This is a genomic window from Klebsiella sp. GL120222-02 (genome assembly GCF_003097195.1).
GTDB lineage: Bacteria > Pseudomonadota > Gammaproteobacteria > Enterobacterales > Enterobacteriaceae > Klebsiella > Klebsiella variicola.
In genome coordinates, this window is sequence record NZ_QEQO01000009.1 from 99,008 (window position 1) to 115,048 (window position 16,041).

At 56.5% G+C, this 16,041-nt stretch carries 15 protein-coding genes and 1 pseudogene; 10 read left to right on the forward strand and 6 right to left on the reverse strand.

Going from position 1 to position 16,041, the window contains the following annotated elements; genetic code table 11:
* A complete protein-coding gene (locus N438_RS23060) occupies positions 1-345 on the forward strand; it encodes a gamma-glutamylcyclotransferase (RefSeq protein ID WP_008807149.1) in 345 nt (114 codons plus the stop codon).
* 37 nt (positions 346-382) lie between these two features.
* On the opposite strand, the gene N438_RS23065 is transcribed toward N438_RS23060, so the two are convergent.
* The 3 genes from N438_RS23065 to ppa form a co-directional block, all read right to left on the reverse strand.
* Positions 383-1,549 carry a hypothetical protein gene (locus N438_RS23065; protein ID WP_116696532.1) on the reverse strand — a complete coding sequence of 389 codons (1,167 nt, stop codon included), beginning with the start codon at positions 1,547-1,549 and terminating at the stop codon, positions 383-385.
* A gap of 155 nt (positions 1,550-1,704) precedes the next feature.
* A complete protein-coding gene (locus N438_RS23070; RefSeq protein ID WP_072123582.1) occupies positions 1,705-2,892 on the reverse strand; it encodes a hypothetical protein in 1,188 nt (395 codons plus the stop codon).
* 74 nt (positions 2,893-2,966) lie between these two features.
* On the reverse strand, positions 2,967-3,497 hold the full coding sequence (gene ppa, locus N438_RS23075) for an inorganic diphosphatase (protein ID WP_002886766.1): 531 nt from the start codon (positions 3,495-3,497) through the stop codon (positions 2,967-2,969).
* Between the two features lie 403 nt (positions 3,498-3,900).
* On the opposite strand from ppa, the gene ytfQ reads away from it, so the two are divergent.
* From ytfQ to yjfF, 4 genes are all read left to right on the forward strand, one after another.
* A complete protein-coding gene (gene ytfQ, locus N438_RS23080; RefSeq protein WP_008807147.1) occupies positions 3,901-4,857 on the forward strand; it encodes a galactofuranose ABC transporter, galactofuranose-binding protein YtfQ in 957 nt (318 codons plus the stop codon).
* 123 nt (positions 4,858-4,980) lie between these two features.
* The gene (gene ytfR, locus N438_RS23085) at positions 4,981-6,483 is read left to right on the forward strand and encodes a galactofuranose ABC transporter, ATP-binding protein YtfR (protein WP_008807146.1); all 1,503 of its coding nucleotides are present in this window, start codon (positions 4,981-4,983) and stop codon (positions 6,481-6,483) included.
* Positions 6,484-6,493: 10 nt separating this feature from the next.
* Positions 6,494-7,519 (forward strand): galactofuranose ABC transporter, ATP-binding protein YtfT, encoded by a 1,026-nt coding sequence (ytfT, locus tag N438_RS23090; RefSeq protein WP_008807145.1) that lies wholly within the window; start codon positions 6,494-6,496, stop codon positions 7,517-7,519.
* Positions 7,506-8,504: a galactofuranose ABC transporter, permease protein YjfF gene (gene yjfF, locus N438_RS23095; protein WP_002886825.1), complete on the forward strand. Its 999-nt coding sequence runs from the start codon at positions 7,506-7,508 to the stop codon at positions 8,502-8,504. The genes ytfT and yjfF overlap by 14 nt, the downstream gene beginning before the upstream one ends.
* A gap of 42 nt (positions 8,505-8,546) precedes the next feature.
* Here the strand turns inward: yjfF and fbp are convergent, their stop codons facing one another.
* A complete protein-coding gene (fbp, locus tag N438_RS23100; protein ID WP_008807144.1) occupies positions 8,547-9,545 on the reverse strand; it encodes a class 1 fructose-bisphosphatase in 999 nt (332 codons plus the stop codon).
* A 175-nt stretch (positions 9,546-9,720) separates the two neighbouring features.
* Here fbp and mpl point away from each other — a divergent pair, with 175 nt between their 5' ends.
* Together mpl and N438_RS23110 are read left to right on the forward strand one after the other, a co-directional pair.
* The gene (gene mpl / locus N438_RS23105) at positions 9,721-11,094 is read left to right on the forward strand and encodes a UDP-N-acetylmuramate:L-alanyl-gamma-D-glutamyl-meso-diaminopimelate ligase (protein ID WP_002886886.1); all 1,374 of its coding nucleotides are present in this window, start codon (positions 9,721-9,723) and stop codon (positions 11,092-11,094) included.
* Between the two features lie 68 nt (positions 11,095-11,162).
* Positions 11,163-11,690, forward strand: a complete 528-nt coding sequence (locus N438_RS23110; RefSeq protein WP_096834539.1) for a GNAT family N-acetyltransferase — start codon at positions 11,163-11,165, stop codon at positions 11,688-11,690.
* Positions 11,691-11,737: 47 nt separating this feature from the next.
* On the opposite strand, the gene N438_RS23115 is transcribed toward N438_RS23110, so the two are convergent.
* Positions 11,738-12,946: an aldose 1-epimerase family protein gene (locus N438_RS23115; protein WP_116696533.1), complete on the reverse strand. Its 1,209-nt coding sequence runs from the start codon at positions 12,944-12,946 to the stop codon at positions 11,738-11,740.
* A 184-nt stretch (positions 12,947-13,130) separates the two neighbouring features.
* Here N438_RS23115 and N438_RS28400 point away from each other — a divergent pair.
* Positions 13,131-13,246, forward strand: a pseudogene (locus N438_RS28400) (hypothetical protein).
* A 333-nt stretch (positions 13,247-13,579) separates the two neighbouring features.
* Here the strand turns inward: N438_RS28400 and yjgA are convergent.
* Entirely contained in the window at positions 13,580-14,131 is a 552-nt protein-coding gene (gene yjgA, locus N438_RS23120; RefSeq protein ID WP_004177664.1) for a ribosome biogenesis factor YjgA, read from the reverse strand.
* A 95-nt stretch (positions 14,132-14,226) separates the two neighbouring features.
* Here yjgA and pmbA point away from each other — a divergent pair, with 95 nt between their 5' ends.
* Positions 14,227-15,579 (forward strand): metalloprotease PmbA, encoded by a 1,353-nt coding sequence (gene pmbA / locus N438_RS23125; RefSeq protein ID WP_116696534.1) that lies wholly within the window; start codon positions 14,227-14,229, stop codon positions 15,577-15,579.
* A 36-nt stretch (positions 15,580-15,615) separates the two neighbouring features.
* Positions 15,616-16,002 (forward strand): cytochrome b562, encoded by a 387-nt coding sequence (gene cybC, locus N438_RS23130; protein WP_022065396.1) that lies wholly within the window; start codon positions 15,616-15,618, stop codon positions 16,000-16,002.
* Positions 16,003-16,041 lie beyond the last annotated feature (39 nt).

Here is a 16,041-nt window from a genome sequence, read left to right on the forward strand (position 1 = left end):
ATGCGAATATTTGTTTACGGCAGTTTACGACGCAAACAAGGCAACAGCCACTGGATGACCAACGCCCAGTGGCTGGGCGCTCATAGTGTCAACGATTATCAGCTGTACAGCCTGGGCCACTATCCAGGCGCGGTGCCCGGCGAAGGCACAGTACATGGTGAAGTTTATCGTATTGATGCATCGACGCTGGCCGAACTGGATGCGCTACGCACGAAGGGGGGCGAGTATGCGCGCCACCTCATTCAGACGCCTTACGGCAGCGCATGGATGTATGTGTATCAACGTTCCGTTGAGGGATGTACGTTGATAGCGAACGGCAACTGGTTGGATCGCGACCAGTACTAACCACGACAGCGCCACCTTCGGGTGGCGTTGTTTTTTATTACTTCAGTTCCCATGGCGTCATTCTGGCGCCCTGACGTCTGGCATAACGTAATATGGCCTGATGTACCTTCACTCTACCGGCCACCCGACGTGACAGGGGATGGGCAATCATACGGACAAACTCCATCACTATTAACAGCAGGTTAATCGGGAGCAGGGTGCCTGTCAGCCTGGTAAGCATTTCACGATAAAATGGCCAACTGCCCAGATTAAGCATGGGGTCGTGCAGTTTGATGGTGAGCGTAAAAAACATCACTATGAGTACGAGGCCGTACGCGATTTTATAAATTGATGCCATCTGCTGGTTGCCGGGATGAAAGGGGCTATTTTTTAAATAAACACTGCCATCACTGACATTGTATAACGCCTGAAGATCATCGTATCCATGCCGGCGTGCGGCGATAACCCAGTCCCCATCGGCAAGAAATGGCGGGCGACAACGATTATTCAGGGCATCGCTCAGCCAGGTCAAGCGCGCTGAAAAAAACGAGTGACGAGTCGCCAGCTGAAAACAGGCGCCTTCTTTGATAAAATAAGGCCTTACCCTCGTAGCGATCCATATTTGATAATAACTATTCAGAATCACGCCTTCTTCAAGCGCAAATTCTTTTGGCAGCGCTATCTCGTTGTTGGCCGATGGTGGATGCCTTTCAGAAGTAGCGGGTAGAATTTCCAGACGCTGACAGAATGAAATATCGCCTTGCTTCGTTCGCTGCATTTTCGCATTGAGAACACGTAACCTGAGTGAGAAATTGCAAGAGCAAAAAGAGAAGATGCCGAAGGGATTCACCAACATTGTGATAAAACATAATAATAAAAAAATATCCAACCATGGAGCACAAGCGAGAATGATCAAGCAAACAAAAAAGACCAAGCCGACAGGTCGAAGAAGCTTTTTAATACTCAGCGGCTGCCGGGAAGGTTCGAGCAAAATGTGGCCATCGCTTAACCAGTGGATCCAGTAACTGCCATCCTTTAGGCGGCAAGTGCCGATATGTAGCGGCTGGCCGAGCCTCAGACGGTCAAAAAGCGAGGGGTCTTTAAAATGGCGTTTATCGGTATAAAAGGCATGCTCGCCTGCAATGAGGCGTAAATAGCTTTGCTCTTCCGAGGCGGCAGTGGTGAAGCCGGTAAAATTCAGGGTGAAATAATGGGTCTGTTTCACAAGGTTCCTTCCTTGATGAAATGGTGGTGTTTTACGTATCACGCGTTGCCGGCCCGCTCCTTACCAGAGCGGGAGATGATCCTTCGCCAGCCACATCGCGGAAGCCAGCGTCGTCAGCGCGAGAAAGAATAATCGTCGTGTTGGAGTACTGAACATTACATGATCTCCTCGAGCGCGGTATGGCGGGCCACTCCCTGCAGGTAGCGCCGCATCGCCGAGCGCATCTTCAGCCAGTCAGCTACCCGGTGTGATAATAACCAGGCCGTTGGGCCAATCAGCTCCAGTACCGCCAGGATCCCGCCAAAGCAGAGTAATAATAGGGACAGCATGTCCAGTGAATCCTGAATTAACCACCAAAATCCCCTGGCTGGTTTGTATGGGTTATTTAGCGACATGCCGAGTATGAGGAGGTACATCACCAGCACCATGCCATAAAACAGGTTATAGACTAGCGACATTTGCCGGTCACCGGGATAACAGGGATGATTTTTCAGAAAAGCGCCCCCGTCGCTGACGTTGTATAACGCCTGGATGTCGTTATCTTTCCGTTGGTAGACGGCGACTATCCGATCGCCGATAGCGAGAAAGGGCGGTTGACGGCGGTAAAAAAAGGGATGCAGGCCGAAGTTGGCGAAGCCGTTCTGCCAGAAGAAGGCCAGCGGTGCCGTGTCGCATTGTATCCCAACGCCATGGTATTCCCGCGTTGGGTTCCCCGCGAACCACTTCTTAAAAATGATAGTGCTAATTTTTCCCGTCCGGACGGCATAGCGTTCCGGCAGGGCTTGCGTAAAAGGCATTGCCGACTGGCGGACGGCCCGCGCCGTTGCGGGTAGTGGCTGGCAAAAGGAAAAGTCGCGGCGGCGGGCCATTGCCATCTTCGCCAGCAGATCGCGCATGGCGGGGTGCCGTTTTAGCGCCGGGTGGAACAGTCGCTCATAGAGCCCTGTTAACAGTCCGATGAAGGCCAGTATCGCGATAATGCCGCAGCCGAACCTTCCCCATTCTGAGGTGCTCATCACTAGCGGGATAAGAGCGACGATGAGCGTCAGCAGGCTGATAATCAGCAGCGGACGGGCCCAGCGCGTTACCCGTTGACTGGGTTCAAGGAGCGTTTCGCCATCGCTGAGCCAGTGGATCCAGTAACAGCCGTTGTCCAGACGGCGGACGCCAAGGTGCAGAGGCTGATTGATCGTCAGGCGGTCAAAAAGCGCGGGGTCTTTAAAATAGCGTTTATCGGTATAAAAGACATGCTCGCCGGCGATAAGGCGCAGATATCCCTGTTTTTCACAGGCGGCGGTTGTGAAACCGGTATAGTTCAGAGTGAAATAGCGAACGCTTTTCACGGGACACCCTCCATGGTGTTATCGCGGCTATCCGTGCCGCAATCAGGCAGGGGATGACCCTGCCTGAGACAGAATTACTTCTGCTTTGCGCGCTCGAAAGAGGCAACGATTTCAGCTTTCGCCGCTTCCGCGTTGTCCCAACCGTCGACTTTAACCCACTTGCCTTTTTCCAGATCTTTGTAGTGCTCAAAGAAATGAGTGATCTGGGCTTTCAGCAGTTCCGGCAGATCGTTCACATCGTTGATGTGATCGTATTCTTTGCTCAGCTTGGTGTGCGGTACGGCAACCAGTTTCGCATCTTCACCGGATTCGTCGGTCATCTTCAGAACGCCAACCGGACGGCAGCGGATCACGGAGCCCGGCTGCAGCGGGTACGGCGTCGGGACCAGCACGTCAACCGGGTCACCGTCCAGGGACAGGGTGTGGTTGATGTAACCGTAGTTGCACGGATAAAACATTGCTGTGGACATGAAACGGTCAACGAACAGTGCACCGCTCTCTTTGTCGACTTCATATTTGATAGGATCTGCGTTCGCCGGGATTTCGATCACGACGTAGATGTCTTCCGGCAGATCTTTGCCCGCAGGTACGTTGAGTAAGCTCATGTCTGTTTCCTTTAAAATGTATGGCAAACAAGTGCTCGGTATTATAGCCAACTCACATCGAAAGTCTTCGCTTCTTTTTCCCGATATCGCCGCGGAGTGCTCCGAATTTTTCGCGTAATAATGACATGAAAATCCATAAACATAGCCACATCATGAATAAATTTATGTAACCGTTTTCATTGCATGTGATTGATTTATCAAACTGCTTAAAAAAACGTCATAAACCGCAACAGCCGCGCTCCCTGCGAAGCCTTATCGGCTCTCCGCTGGGCAGCGAGGCCATCATTAACATCTCATTTACTTTTTTGAAGTGTGATGTAACGCATTCAGTTACATCACCGATTGTCTATAGTTTGTCCGCAGGTGAGACTTTAACCAACAATAACCCTACGAGGATACCCTTATGTGGAAGCGCTTACTTCTTGTCACAGCAGTTTCCGCAGCTATGTCGTCTATGGCGATAGCTGCCCCGCTAACCGTAGGTTTTTCGCAGGTCGGTTCTGAATCCGGCTGGCGTGCGGCGGAAACCAGCGTCGCGAAAGAGGAGGCCGCCAAGCGCGGTATCACCCTGAAGATCGCTGATGGTCAGCAAAAACAGGAAAACCAGATCAAAGCAGTGCGCTCCTTTATCGCTCAGGGGGTCGACGCGATCTTCATTGCACCGGTGGTGGCCACCGGCTGGGAACCGGTGCTGAAAGAGGCGAAAGAGGCCAAGATCCCGGTCTTCCTTCTCGACCGTTCCATTGATGTTAAAGATAAAGATCTCTACATGACCACCGTGACCGCCAACAACGTGCTGGAAGGCCAACTGATTGGCGACTGGCTGGTGAAAACCGTCGACGGTAAGCCGTGTAACGTCGTTGAACTGCAGGGCACCGTTGGGGCCAGCGTGGCCATCGATCGTAAGAAAGGGTTCGCCGACGCGATTGCCAAAGCGTCGAATATCAAAATTATCCGCTCTCAGTCCGGCGACTTCACCCGCAGCAAAGGGAAAGAGGTGATGGAGAGCTTTATCAAAGCTGAGAATAACGGCAAAAACATCTGCATGGTCTTCGCCCATAACGATGACATGGTAATCGGCGCCATCCAGGCCATTAAAGAGGCGGGTCTGAAGCCGGGCAAAGATATCCTCACGGGCTCTATCGACGGCGTGCCGGATATCTATAAAGCCATGATCGCTGGTGAAGCCAACGCCAGCGTCGAACTGACGCCAAATATGGCCGGTCCGGCGTTTGATGCGCTGGAGAAATACAAAAAAGACGGCACCCTGCCTGAGAAGCTGACCATTACCAAATCGACGCTGTATCTGCCGGATACGGCGAAAGAAGAGTTAGAGAAGAAGAAAAATATGGGCTACTGAGTGGGGAGCCCCTCATTCCATCCCTCTCCCCAGTGGGAGAGGGTGAAAAGCAGCGTTCCAGTAACCCCGGGAAGCCCAGCGCGACCCGGGGTAACCTGACATCATTTAAAGGTGACATCGATTATGAGCGCCGAGGCACACCAGGAGATCCTTCGCACCGAAGGACTCAGTAAATTCTTCCCCGGCGTTAAGGCGCTGGATAACGTCAACTTTAGCCTGCGGCGCGGCGAAATCATGGCCCTGTTGGGCGAAAACGGCGCCGGAAAATCGACGCTGATCAAAGCGCTTACCGGCGTTTATCATGCCGATCGCGGCACCATCTGGCTGGAAGGCCAGGCTATTTCGCCCAAAAATACCGCCCATGCCCAGCAGCTGGGGATTGGCACCGTCTACCAGGAAGTGAACCTGCTACCCAATATGTCGGTGGCGGATAACCTGTTCATCGGCCGTGAGCCGCGGCGGTTTGGCCTGCTGCGACGCAAAGAGATGGAGGCGCGGGCGACGGCGCTGATGGCCTCCTACGGCTTTTCTCTCGACGTGCGCGAACCGCTGAACCGCTTTTCGGTGGCGATGCAGCAGATCGTCGCTATCTGTCGGGCCATCGACCTGTCGGCCAAAGTGCTGATCCTCGACGAGCCCACCGCCAGCCTCGATACCCAGGAGGTGGAGATGCTGTTCACCCTGATGCGACAGCTCAGGGATAACGGCGTCAGCCTAATCTTCGTCACCCATTTTCTCGATCAGGTCTATGCGGTCAGCGATCGCATCACCGTGCTGCGCAACGGCAGTTTCGTCGGCTGCCGCGAGACTCGCGAGCTACCGCAGATTGAGCTGGTGAAAATGATGCTGGGTCGCGAACTGGACCACAATGCCCTGCAGCGGGCGGGCCGTACCCTGCTGAGCGATAAGCCGGTGGCGGCGTTTGAAGGCTACGGTAAAAAAGGCACCATCGCCCCGTTCGACCTGCAGGTCCGTCCGGGCGAAATTGTGGGCCTCGCCGGCCTGCTGGGTTCCGGACGCACGGAAACCGCCGAGGTGATCTTCGGTATTAAAACGGCGGACAGCGGGAAGGCGTGGATCAAAGGCAAACCTCAGACCCTGCGCTCCCCGCATCAGGCTTCCTGCCTCGGGATCGGCTTCTGTCCTGAAGATCGCAAAACCGACGGCATTATCGCCGCCGCTTCGGTGCGGGAAAATATCGTCCTTGCCCTGCAGGCGCAGCGCGGCTGGCTGCGGCCGATCCCCCGGCGTGAACAGAACGAGATCGCCGAGCGCTTTATTCGCCAGCTGGGGATCCGTACCCCGAGCGCGGAGCAGCCGATCGAGTTTCTCTCCGGCGGCAACCAGCAGAAGGTACTGCTCTCCCGCTGGTTACTGACCAAACCGCAGTTCCTGATCCTCGATGAGCCGACCCGCGGCATCGACGTCGGCGCCCATGCGGAAATTATTCGCCTGATTGAAACCCTCTGCGCCGATGGTCTGGCGCTGCTGGTTATCTCCTCTGAACTGGAGGAGCTGGTGGGTTACGCCGATCGGGTCATTATCATGCGCGATCGCCGACAGGTGGCGGAGATCCCGCTCGCCGAGCTCTCTGTACCGGCGATCATGAACGCTATTGCGGCATAAGGAGTAACTCATGATGCCTCGATCTCTTTCGCAAACCGGCCCGGAGAAGCGACGCTTCAGCTGGCCGAAGGGCACCCCGCAGATCATTGCCTTGCTGCTGGTGCTGCTGGTCGACAGCCTGGTCGCGCCCCATTTTTATCAGGTGGTGCTCCAGGATGGCCGCCTGTTTGGCAGCCCGATCGATATTCTTAACCGCGCCGCGCCGGTGGCGCTGCTGGCCATTGGCATGACGCTGGTGATCGCCACCGGCGGTATCGATCTGTCGGTGGGGGCGGTGATGGCGATTGCCGGCGCGACGGCCGCCTCGATGACCGTCGCCGGGCACAGCCTGGCGGTGGTGGTGCTGGCCTCACTGGGGGCCGGTGCGCTGGCCGGGCTGTGGAACGGTATCCTCGTGGCGATCCTTAAGATCCAACCTTTTGTGGCGACGTTGATCCTGATGGTGGCCGGGCGCGGGGTCGCGCAGTTAATCACCGCCGGACAGATCGTCACCTTTGATTCCCCGGCCCTGGCATGGCTCGGCAGCGGATCGTTTCTGCTGTTTCCAACGCCGGTGATCATCGCTGCCGCCACCCTGCTGTTGTTCTGGCTGTTTACCCGTAAAACGGCGCTGGGCATGTTTATCGAAGCGGTAGGGATCAACATCCGCGCGGCGAAAAACGCCGGTGTGAATACCCGCATCGTGGTGATGCTGGCCTATGTCCTGAGCGGCGTCTGCGCAGCGATTGCCGGAATCATCGTGGCGGCGGACATACGCGGCGCGGATGCGAATAACGCCGGGTTGTGGCTCGAACTGGACGCCATTCTGGCGGTGGTCATCGGCGGCGCCTCCCTGATGGGCGGGCGCTTCAACCTGCTGCTATCGGTGGTGGGGGCGCTGATTATCCAGGGCATGAATACCGGCATTTTGCTTTCTGGCTTTCCGCCGGAGCTCAACCAGGTGGTGAAAGCGGTGGTGGTGCTGTGCGTACTGATTGTCCAGTCGCCGCGCTTTATCGGTTTACTGAAAGGGGTACGCGGCCATGATAAAACGTAATTTACCGTTGATGATCACCCTGGCGGTGTTTGTGCTGGGCTATCTCTACTGCCTGACGCAGTTCCCCGGCTTTGCCTCAACGCGGGTGATCTGCAATATCCTGACGGATAATGCCTTCCTCGGGATCATCGCCGTGGGCATGACCTTTGTGATCCTCTCCGGTGGGATCGATCTGTCGGTGGGGTCGGTGATCGCTTTTACCGGCGTCTTCCTCGCCAAAGCGATTGGCTTTTGGGGAATATCGCCGCTGGTGGCGTTTCCACTGGTGCTGGTGATGGGCTGCGCCTTCGGTGCGTTTATGGGGCTGCTTATCGACGCGCTGAAGATCCCGGCTTTTATCATCACGCTTGCCGGCATGTTCTTCCTGCGCGGCGTCAGCTATCTGGTGTCGGAGGAGTCGATTCCGATTAACCATCCGGTCTACGACACCTTGTCCGGACTGGCATGGACCATCCCCGGCGGCGGTCGTCTCAGCGCCATGGGGCTATTGATGCTGCTGGTGGTGGTGGCCGGTATTTTTGTCGCCCATCGCACCCGCTTTGGCAACCAGGTGTATGCCATCGGCGGCAACGCGACGTCGGCGAATTTAATGGGGATTTCGACTCGCAGCGCCACGATCCGTATCTATATGCTTTCCACCGGGCTGGCGACGCTGGCCGGGATCGTCTTTTCCATTTATACCCAGGCGGGCTATGCGCTGGCGGGCGTTGGCGTGGAGCTGGACGCGATTGCCTCGGTGGTGATCGGCGGTACGCTGCTCAGCGGCGGTGTTGGCACCGTGCTGGGAACGCTGTTCGGGGTGGCGATCCAGGGGCTGATTCAGACTTACATCAACTTCGATGGCACCCTCAGCTCATGGTGGACGAAAATTGCGATCGGTATTTTGCTGTTTATCTTTATCGCGCTGCAGCGTGGGCTGACGGTGCTGTGGGAAAATCGGCAGAATGCGGCGGTGACGCGGGTGAGCGGAGCGGGGAGTCGCTGACAGGGAACTCCCTTCCCGCAAGGCGGGAAGGGAGGGCAGGGATCAGGCGTCCGGGAATGCTTTAATGAAGTTCTCGACGTCTTCAACCATGTGGTTGTTACCGACAAAGAAGGAGCGGCGCTGGTGCAGGCTTTCCGGGATAATATCCAGAATACGCTCTTTACCGTCGCTGGCCTTACCGCCCGCCTGTTCGGCGAGGAAGGCCATCGGGTTGCATTCATACAGCAGGCGCAGCTTGCCGTCCGGGTGGCTGGCGGTGCTCGGATACAGGTAGATGCCTCCCTTCAGCAGGTTACGGTGGAAGTCCGCCACCAGCGAGCCGATATAGCGTGAGGTATAAGGACGCTGAGTCTCTTTGTCCTCTTCCTGGCAGTACTTAATGTACTTCTTCACGCCCTGCGGGAATTTGATGTAGTTGCCTTCGTTGATGGAGTAGGTATTGCCCTTCTCCGGGAAGCGCATGCGCTCCTGACACAGACAGAAGACGCCGAGGGACGGGTCGTAGGTGAAGGCGTGGACGCCGCAACCGGTGGTATATACCAGCATCGTCGAAGAGCCGTAGACCACATAGCCCGCGGCCACCTGCCTGTTACCCGGCTGCAGGAAGTCTTCTTCTGTCACCGGCGTGCCGACAGGCGTGACGCGGCGGTAGATAGAGAAGATCGTTCCGACAGAGACGTTAACGTCGATGTTAGAGGAGCCATCCAGAGGGTCCATCAGCACCACGTATTTGGCGTGTTCACACCCTTCGAAGACGACAATTTCATCTTCTTCTTCGGAGGCGATCCCGGCAACAATATCGCGTGCTCGCAGTGCGGCTTTTAATTTTTCATTAGCGAACAGATCGAGTTTTTGCTGAACCTCGCCCTGAACGTTTTCAGCACCGCTGGCACCCAGGATATCGACCAGACCGGCCTTGTTGATATCGCGGTGGATGATCTTGGCGCCCAACTTTATTGCTGACAACAAAGCAGTCAGCTCACCGGTGGCGTGGGAGAACTCGTGCTGCTTTTCAACAATAAACTCACCTAACGTTTTCATAACTCGTTCCCTGCATTTTTATGTTGAGTAAAACGAACGCAACAATCTTAACAAAGAATCAAAAAAGTGCGCACTGGTGAATCGCGCCAGCAAAATACAGATTCGCCTGAAATGCATTTCGCCAGCGCCCGGGATATGGGTAAAATGTGCCCCGGATAAGAGAAGGAAATGACGAATGCGCATTCATATTTTAGGAATCTGTGGCACGTTTATGGGGGGCCTGGCCATGCTGGCGCGCTCCCTCGGTCATGAGGTAACAGGGTCGGATGCTAACGTCTATCCGCCGATGAGCACCCTGCTGGAAAACCAGGGGATTGATTTAATTCAGGGTTATGACCCCAGTCAGCTGGAGCCCCGGCCGGATCTGGTGATCATCGGTAATGCCATGACTCGCGGCAACCCGTGCGTTGAAGCGGTGCTGGAAAACAATATTCCGTATATGTCCGGCCCGCAGTGGCTGCACGACTTCGTGCTGCGCGATCGCTGGGTGCTGGCCGTCGCCGGGACCCACGGCAAAACCACCACTGCCGGGATGGCAACCTGGATCCTCGAAGCCTGCGGCTATAAACCGGGCTTCGTGATCGGTGGCGTACCGGGGAACTTTGATGTTTCCGCACGCCTGGGCGACAGCCCGTTCTTTGTGATTGAAGCCGACGAATATGACTGCGCCTTCTTCGACAAGCGCTCCAAGTTTGTTCACTACTGCCCGCGGACGCTGATCCTCAACAACCTTGAGTTCGACCACGCGGACATCTTTGACGACCTGAAGGCGATTCAGAAACAGTTCCACCATCTGGTGCGTATCGTGCCGGGCAAAGGCAAAATCATCCTGCCGGAGAACGACATCAACCTGAAGCAGGTGATGGCGATGGGCTGCTGGAGCGAGCAGGAGCTGGTGGGCGAGCAGGGCCACTGGCAGGCGAAGAAGCTGAACGCCGACGCCTCGCAGTGGGAAGTGCTGCTCGACGGCGAAAAGGTTGGTGAAGTGAAGTGGGCGCTGGTCGGCGAGCATAATATGCATAACGGCCTGATGGCGATTGCCGCGGCGCGTCACGTCGGCGTGCTGCCGGCGGATGCCGCGAACGCGCTGGGCAGCTTTATCAACGCCCGCCGTCGCCTGGAGCTGCGCGGCGAAGCCAACGGCGTTACCGTGTATGACGATTTCGCCCATCATCCGACGGCAATCCTCGCCACGCTGCAGGCGCTGCGCGGCAAAGTGGGCGGCACCGCGCGCATTCTCGCCGTGCTGGAGCCGCGCTCTAACACCATGAAAATGGGCGTCTGCAAAGACGATCTGGCGCCGTCTCTCGGTCGCGCTGATGAAGTGTTCCTCCTGCAGCCGCAGCATATTCCGTGGCAGGTGGCGGAAGTGGCGGAAGCCTGCGTCCAGCCGGCCCACTGGAGCGCCGACGTCGATACCCTGGCGGAGATGGTGGTCAAAACCGCCCACCCGGGCGACCATATCCTGGTGATGAGCAACGGCGGCTTCGGCGGCATTCATCAGAAGCTGCTGGATAAGCTGGCGCAAAAAGCGGCCGCGGCAGAATAAGCGCGAACGCCTCCGATCACTGCCCTCCGTGTGAGGGCAGTTTTGTTTTCGCCACCAGGGATTGTGCCATGCTGACCTGCGAAAGATTACGTTCTACCGACTCGCCCCATTTCGCCACGCTGGACGCGCTCTACGCGCGCGCCTTTCCGTGGCACGAGCAGCGCGAAAGCGACGCCAAACTTCAGGCGCTGAGCCACCCGCGCTACGCGCTGGAGGCGTGGTTCGATGAGGGCGTATTTATCGGCCTCAGCGGCTGCTGGCAGTTTACCGGCTACGGTTATATCGAACATCTGGCGATCGACGATACGCAGCGCTCCCGCGGCTATGGTAAACAGCTGCTGGCGCAGATCCTGACGCGCGCGCCGCTGACCATTCTGGAAATCGATCCGCTAACCACGGCAATCGCTCATAAACGGCTGCGCTTTTATCAGTCGATGGGATTTCATGCCAATGCGTGGGCGCATCATCACCCGAGCTATCATCAGGGCATCGCGGATCATGAGTTGCTGGTGCTGAGCTACCCGCAGCCGATCGATGAGCGACAGTACCAGCAGTTTGCCCGGGATCTCGGGCGCGAGGTGATGGGGCGGGAGTAGTCCGGAACGGGGCGTCGCCCCGCTCCGGGAATTCACTGGTTACAACCTTACTCTTTGGCGATCGGCGTCTCGTTCTCCGCGACTTTATTGTCGCCCTGAATCTGCGCGATTTTCTGCTCAACGGCGGCCACCTGAGCGCTGTCGTGCAGCAGGGTGTAGGTCAGATCAAACTGCGCGCTGGCGCCCGGCTGCAGCTGCTTCACGCGTTTTTGTTCGCGTTCAATGGTGACCGGATAGGCGTAGCTGGTGCCCGGTTCGATACCGGTGACGTAGCCCTGTTTGATGGTGTCGGTGTTTTTCCATAGCGTCAGGACCGGCAGCTGACGGGTATCAAACTGAATGGAGGCCCCTTTATCGCCCGCTTTGTTGACCACCGCGGCCAGGGTCTGGTGATTTTCATCGGCCAGCGGCTGAATATTAAATACCATCTCGTCAAAATCTTTGGTCGGTCCCTGGTAGGTCTGCCAGGTTTTTAACCCGCTCTTCGCGTAATCATTGAACGGGCTGATGCTGGACATCGGGGCGAGGAAGCGCGCGCCTTCTTCCAGAATCGGGGTGCCGAAGTTGCTGTGGTAGATAATCTGATAATCATGCGGATAGTCAGCATGGTTGGTTAAGACATCATGCAGGCTGAAGCTGTTGCTGCCCGGCACGTAGCGCAGTTCGGTCAGGGTCTGCAGATCGGCTTTTTTGAAGGTGCTCTCTTTCACCAGGCCGCGGATGCGGATTTCATACGGCGCGCTGTCAGCCACCTCGACTTCTACCCGCGAGGCCGGAGTGTTGCCCGCCTTGCCGTGCAGGGTATAAATCTGCCCGTCCGCGGTCACCGGATGGCCGGTCCATTCATAGCCGCAGCGGACCATCATCTCGTTGAATCCTTCCAGCCAGCCGAGTCCATTGCGGCTTTCCAGGTTGATAAACGCCGGGTTGACGACCTCTTTAACCGGCGAATCCCAGCCCATCCGGCTGCCGAAACCCTCAATACGCAGTAAGTTCATGCCGCGGGTTGGGCTCAAGGTAATGGTCAGGCCGTCTTTACTGTGAATGGTGAGGACTTTGCTGCCTTCCTGCTTACCGCCGTGCAGGACTTTTTGCTCAATGCTGAACGCATGGTCTTTCACCTTCAGCTGATCGCTGCTGATCTGCCAGTTTCCTTTATCCAGTCCCTCTTCAGCGTTCGTCAGCACCCATGTTTTTGCCGCGGCTGAGCCAGAAACCAGCAGGGCGATCGTCGTCAGAACCAATGTCTTTTTCATTTTTATTCCCTTTTTGCTGAATCGATTGTGTCATTGACGTGTGAAATCTACCGGCATGGGGGTGATTAAAATGTGAAGCGCCTCACCTGGTGAGAAAGTGGCCGTTTTTATGATGTTAAATGAGATGGAGGTCGTATTATTTTGCTAAGTAATGCGTATTTGTCACCAGGATATGTGATCTATATTGTTTTTAGCTTTAACGATTCAGCTTGGCAACAAGGCAAAAAACAAACGTATCGTCGTGCGGATGAGGGGACTCATCCGATGCGACGGGAATCCCCCTGCTGGCGCAAGCCTTAGAACTGGGGTGAAGGTAGGCCGGATAAGGCGTTAGCCGCCATCCGGCACAATGACGGGAACGGAGTCTGATGCAGGTTGCCCGGCGGCGCTGCGCTTGCGCGGGCCTACGAAACAGAGTAACCGGTTGATATATAGGGCTCCGTAGGCCGGATAAGGCGTTAGCCGCCATCCGGCACAACGACGGGAACGGAGTCTGGTACAGGTTGCCCGGCGGCGCTGTGCTTGCGCGGGCCTACGAAACAGAGTAACCGGTTGATATATAGGGTTCCGTAGCCCGGATAAGGCGCAGCGCGCCGCCATCCGGGAGACGATTGCGGGCAAAAACAGCGGGACTTAGCCTTCGTTTTCCGCCAGTTCACGCAGATACTGGAAGATCAGGCGCGCCGATTTCGGCGGCTTGTTGCCTTCTTTCTCTTTCTTCGCATTGCGGATCAGCGAACGCAGCTGCTGACGGTCAGCATCTGGCCACAGGTTCAGCACTTCAGCGACAGCGTCATCCCCATCGTCAATCAGTCGGTCGCGGATCTGCTCCAGCTTGTGGAACAGCGCAACCTGCTGGTTGTGACGGTTTTTCAGCTTGTCCAGCGCCTGACGAATCGGATCGACATCGCGGTTGCGCAGCATCTTACCGATAAGCTGAAGCTGGCGGCGGCGACCCTCTTTTTTGATTCGCTGGGCGAGTTCGATGGCGTCGCGCAGGTCAGTATCCAGCGGAATTTTATCCAGCGCGTTTTTCCCCAGGTCAACGAGTTCCGCGCCAAGACGCTTCAGTTCTTCCGCGTCGCGCTTAATTTCACTCTTACTGACCCAGATGATTTCATCATCTTCATCTTCAACGTCATCACCGGGCACGTCGTCGAGCCAGTCTTCGGGCTGCTTTGTCATCTCAGGCTCCTTAAAAAAAGAGGCTAATGTTACCAGTTAAGGCGCGCACTGAAAAACGGTTCTCTGTTAGACTTCAGTTAACTCCTTCTTACATTATGGCATTAGCAATGAAAGTCATCTCTCAAGTTGCACAGCAGCGTAAGACGCTGGAAGAAGCCGTTACCACGGCACTGGAACTGGCGGCAGGTAAATCTGACGGTGCGGAAGTCTCCGTCAGCAAAACGACGGGCATCGGCGTCAGCACCCGCTATGGCGAAGTGGAGAATGTAGAATTCAATAGCGATGGGGCGTTAGGCATTACGGTTTACCATCAGAACCGCAAGGGCAGCGCCTCTTCCACCGATCTTAGCCCGGACGCCATCGCCCGCACCGTACAGGCGGCGCTGGATATTGCGCGCTACACCTCCCCGGATCCGTTTGCCGGTGTGGCCGATAAAGAGCTGCTGGCCTTTGACGCCCCGGATCTGGACCTGTTCCACCCGGCGGAGGTCTCCCCGGACGAAGCCATCGAACTGGCCGCCCGCGCGGAGCAAGCGGCGCTGAAGGCCGATAAACGCATCACCAACACCGAAGGCGGCAGCTTTAACAGCCACTACGGCATCAAAGTGTTCGGTAACAGTCACGGCATGCTGCAAAGTTACTGCTCGACTCGCCATTCGCTCTCCAGCTGCGTCATCGCGGAAGATGATGGCGATATGGAGCGCGACTACGCCTACACCATTGGCCGGGCGATCGAGGATCTGCAGTCCCCGGAATGGGTCGGGGAAGAGTGCGCTCGCCGCACCCTGTCGCGTCTGGCGCCGCGTAAGCTGTCGACTATGAAGGCGCCGGTTATTTTCGCCAACGAAGTGGCGACAGGGCTGTTTGGCCACCTGGTCGGAGCGATTGCCGGTGGTTCGGTATACCGCAAATCCACCTTCCTGCTCGATTCGCTGGGCAAACAAATTTTGCCTAAGTGGCTGACCATCGAAGAACATCCGCACCTGCTGAAAGGGCTGGCCTCCACGCCGTTCGACAGCGAAGGCGTGCGCACTGAGCGTCGTGACATCATCAAAGACGGCGTGCTGACCCAGTGGCTGCTGACCAACTACTCGGCGCGTAAGCTGGGGATGAAAAGCACCGGCCACGCCGGGGGCATCCACAACTGGCGCATTAACGGCCGCGGCCTGAGTTTTGCAAAGATGCTTAAAGAGATGGGCACCGGTCTTGTGGTTACCGAACTGATGGGGCAGGGTGTCAGTGGCGTCACCGGCGACTACTCACGCGGCGCATCCGGCTTCTGGGTAGAAAACGGCGAAATTCAATATCCTGTCAGTGAGATCACCATTGCAGGAAATCTGAAAGAAATGTGGCGTAATATCGTGACCATTGGCGATGATATTGAAACGCGCAGCAACATTCAGTGCGGTTCTGTGCTGCTGCCGGAGATGAAAATCGCCGGGCAATAACACCTGTTTGCTTAAATAATAAAAAGGAAGTGAGCAATGCGTAAAAAACTGTTAGCGATGCTGGCTGTCTCTGCTTTTGCGCTCGGTTCAGCGTCGGCCTTCGCCGACCTGGGCGAAGACATGGACACTCTGGCAGAAAACCTGCAAGTGGTACAGAAGTCCTCCGACGCCGGCGAGCTGAAAGCGGCGCTGAATAAGATGCGTACCGCCGCGGTCGATGCCCAGAAAGAGACCCCGCCGAAGCTGGAAGGCAAAGCGGCCGACAGCGCTGAGATGAAAGATTACCGTCATGGTCTGGATATTCTGATCGGCCAGATCGACGGTGCGCTGAAGCTGGCGAACGAAGGCAAGGTGAAAGAGGCGCAGGCCGCCGCGGAGGAGTTTAAAACCACCCGCAACACCTACCATAAGAAGTACCGCTAACCGTTCTTTTCGGGAGGCATCAGCCGATGCCTCCCGCCT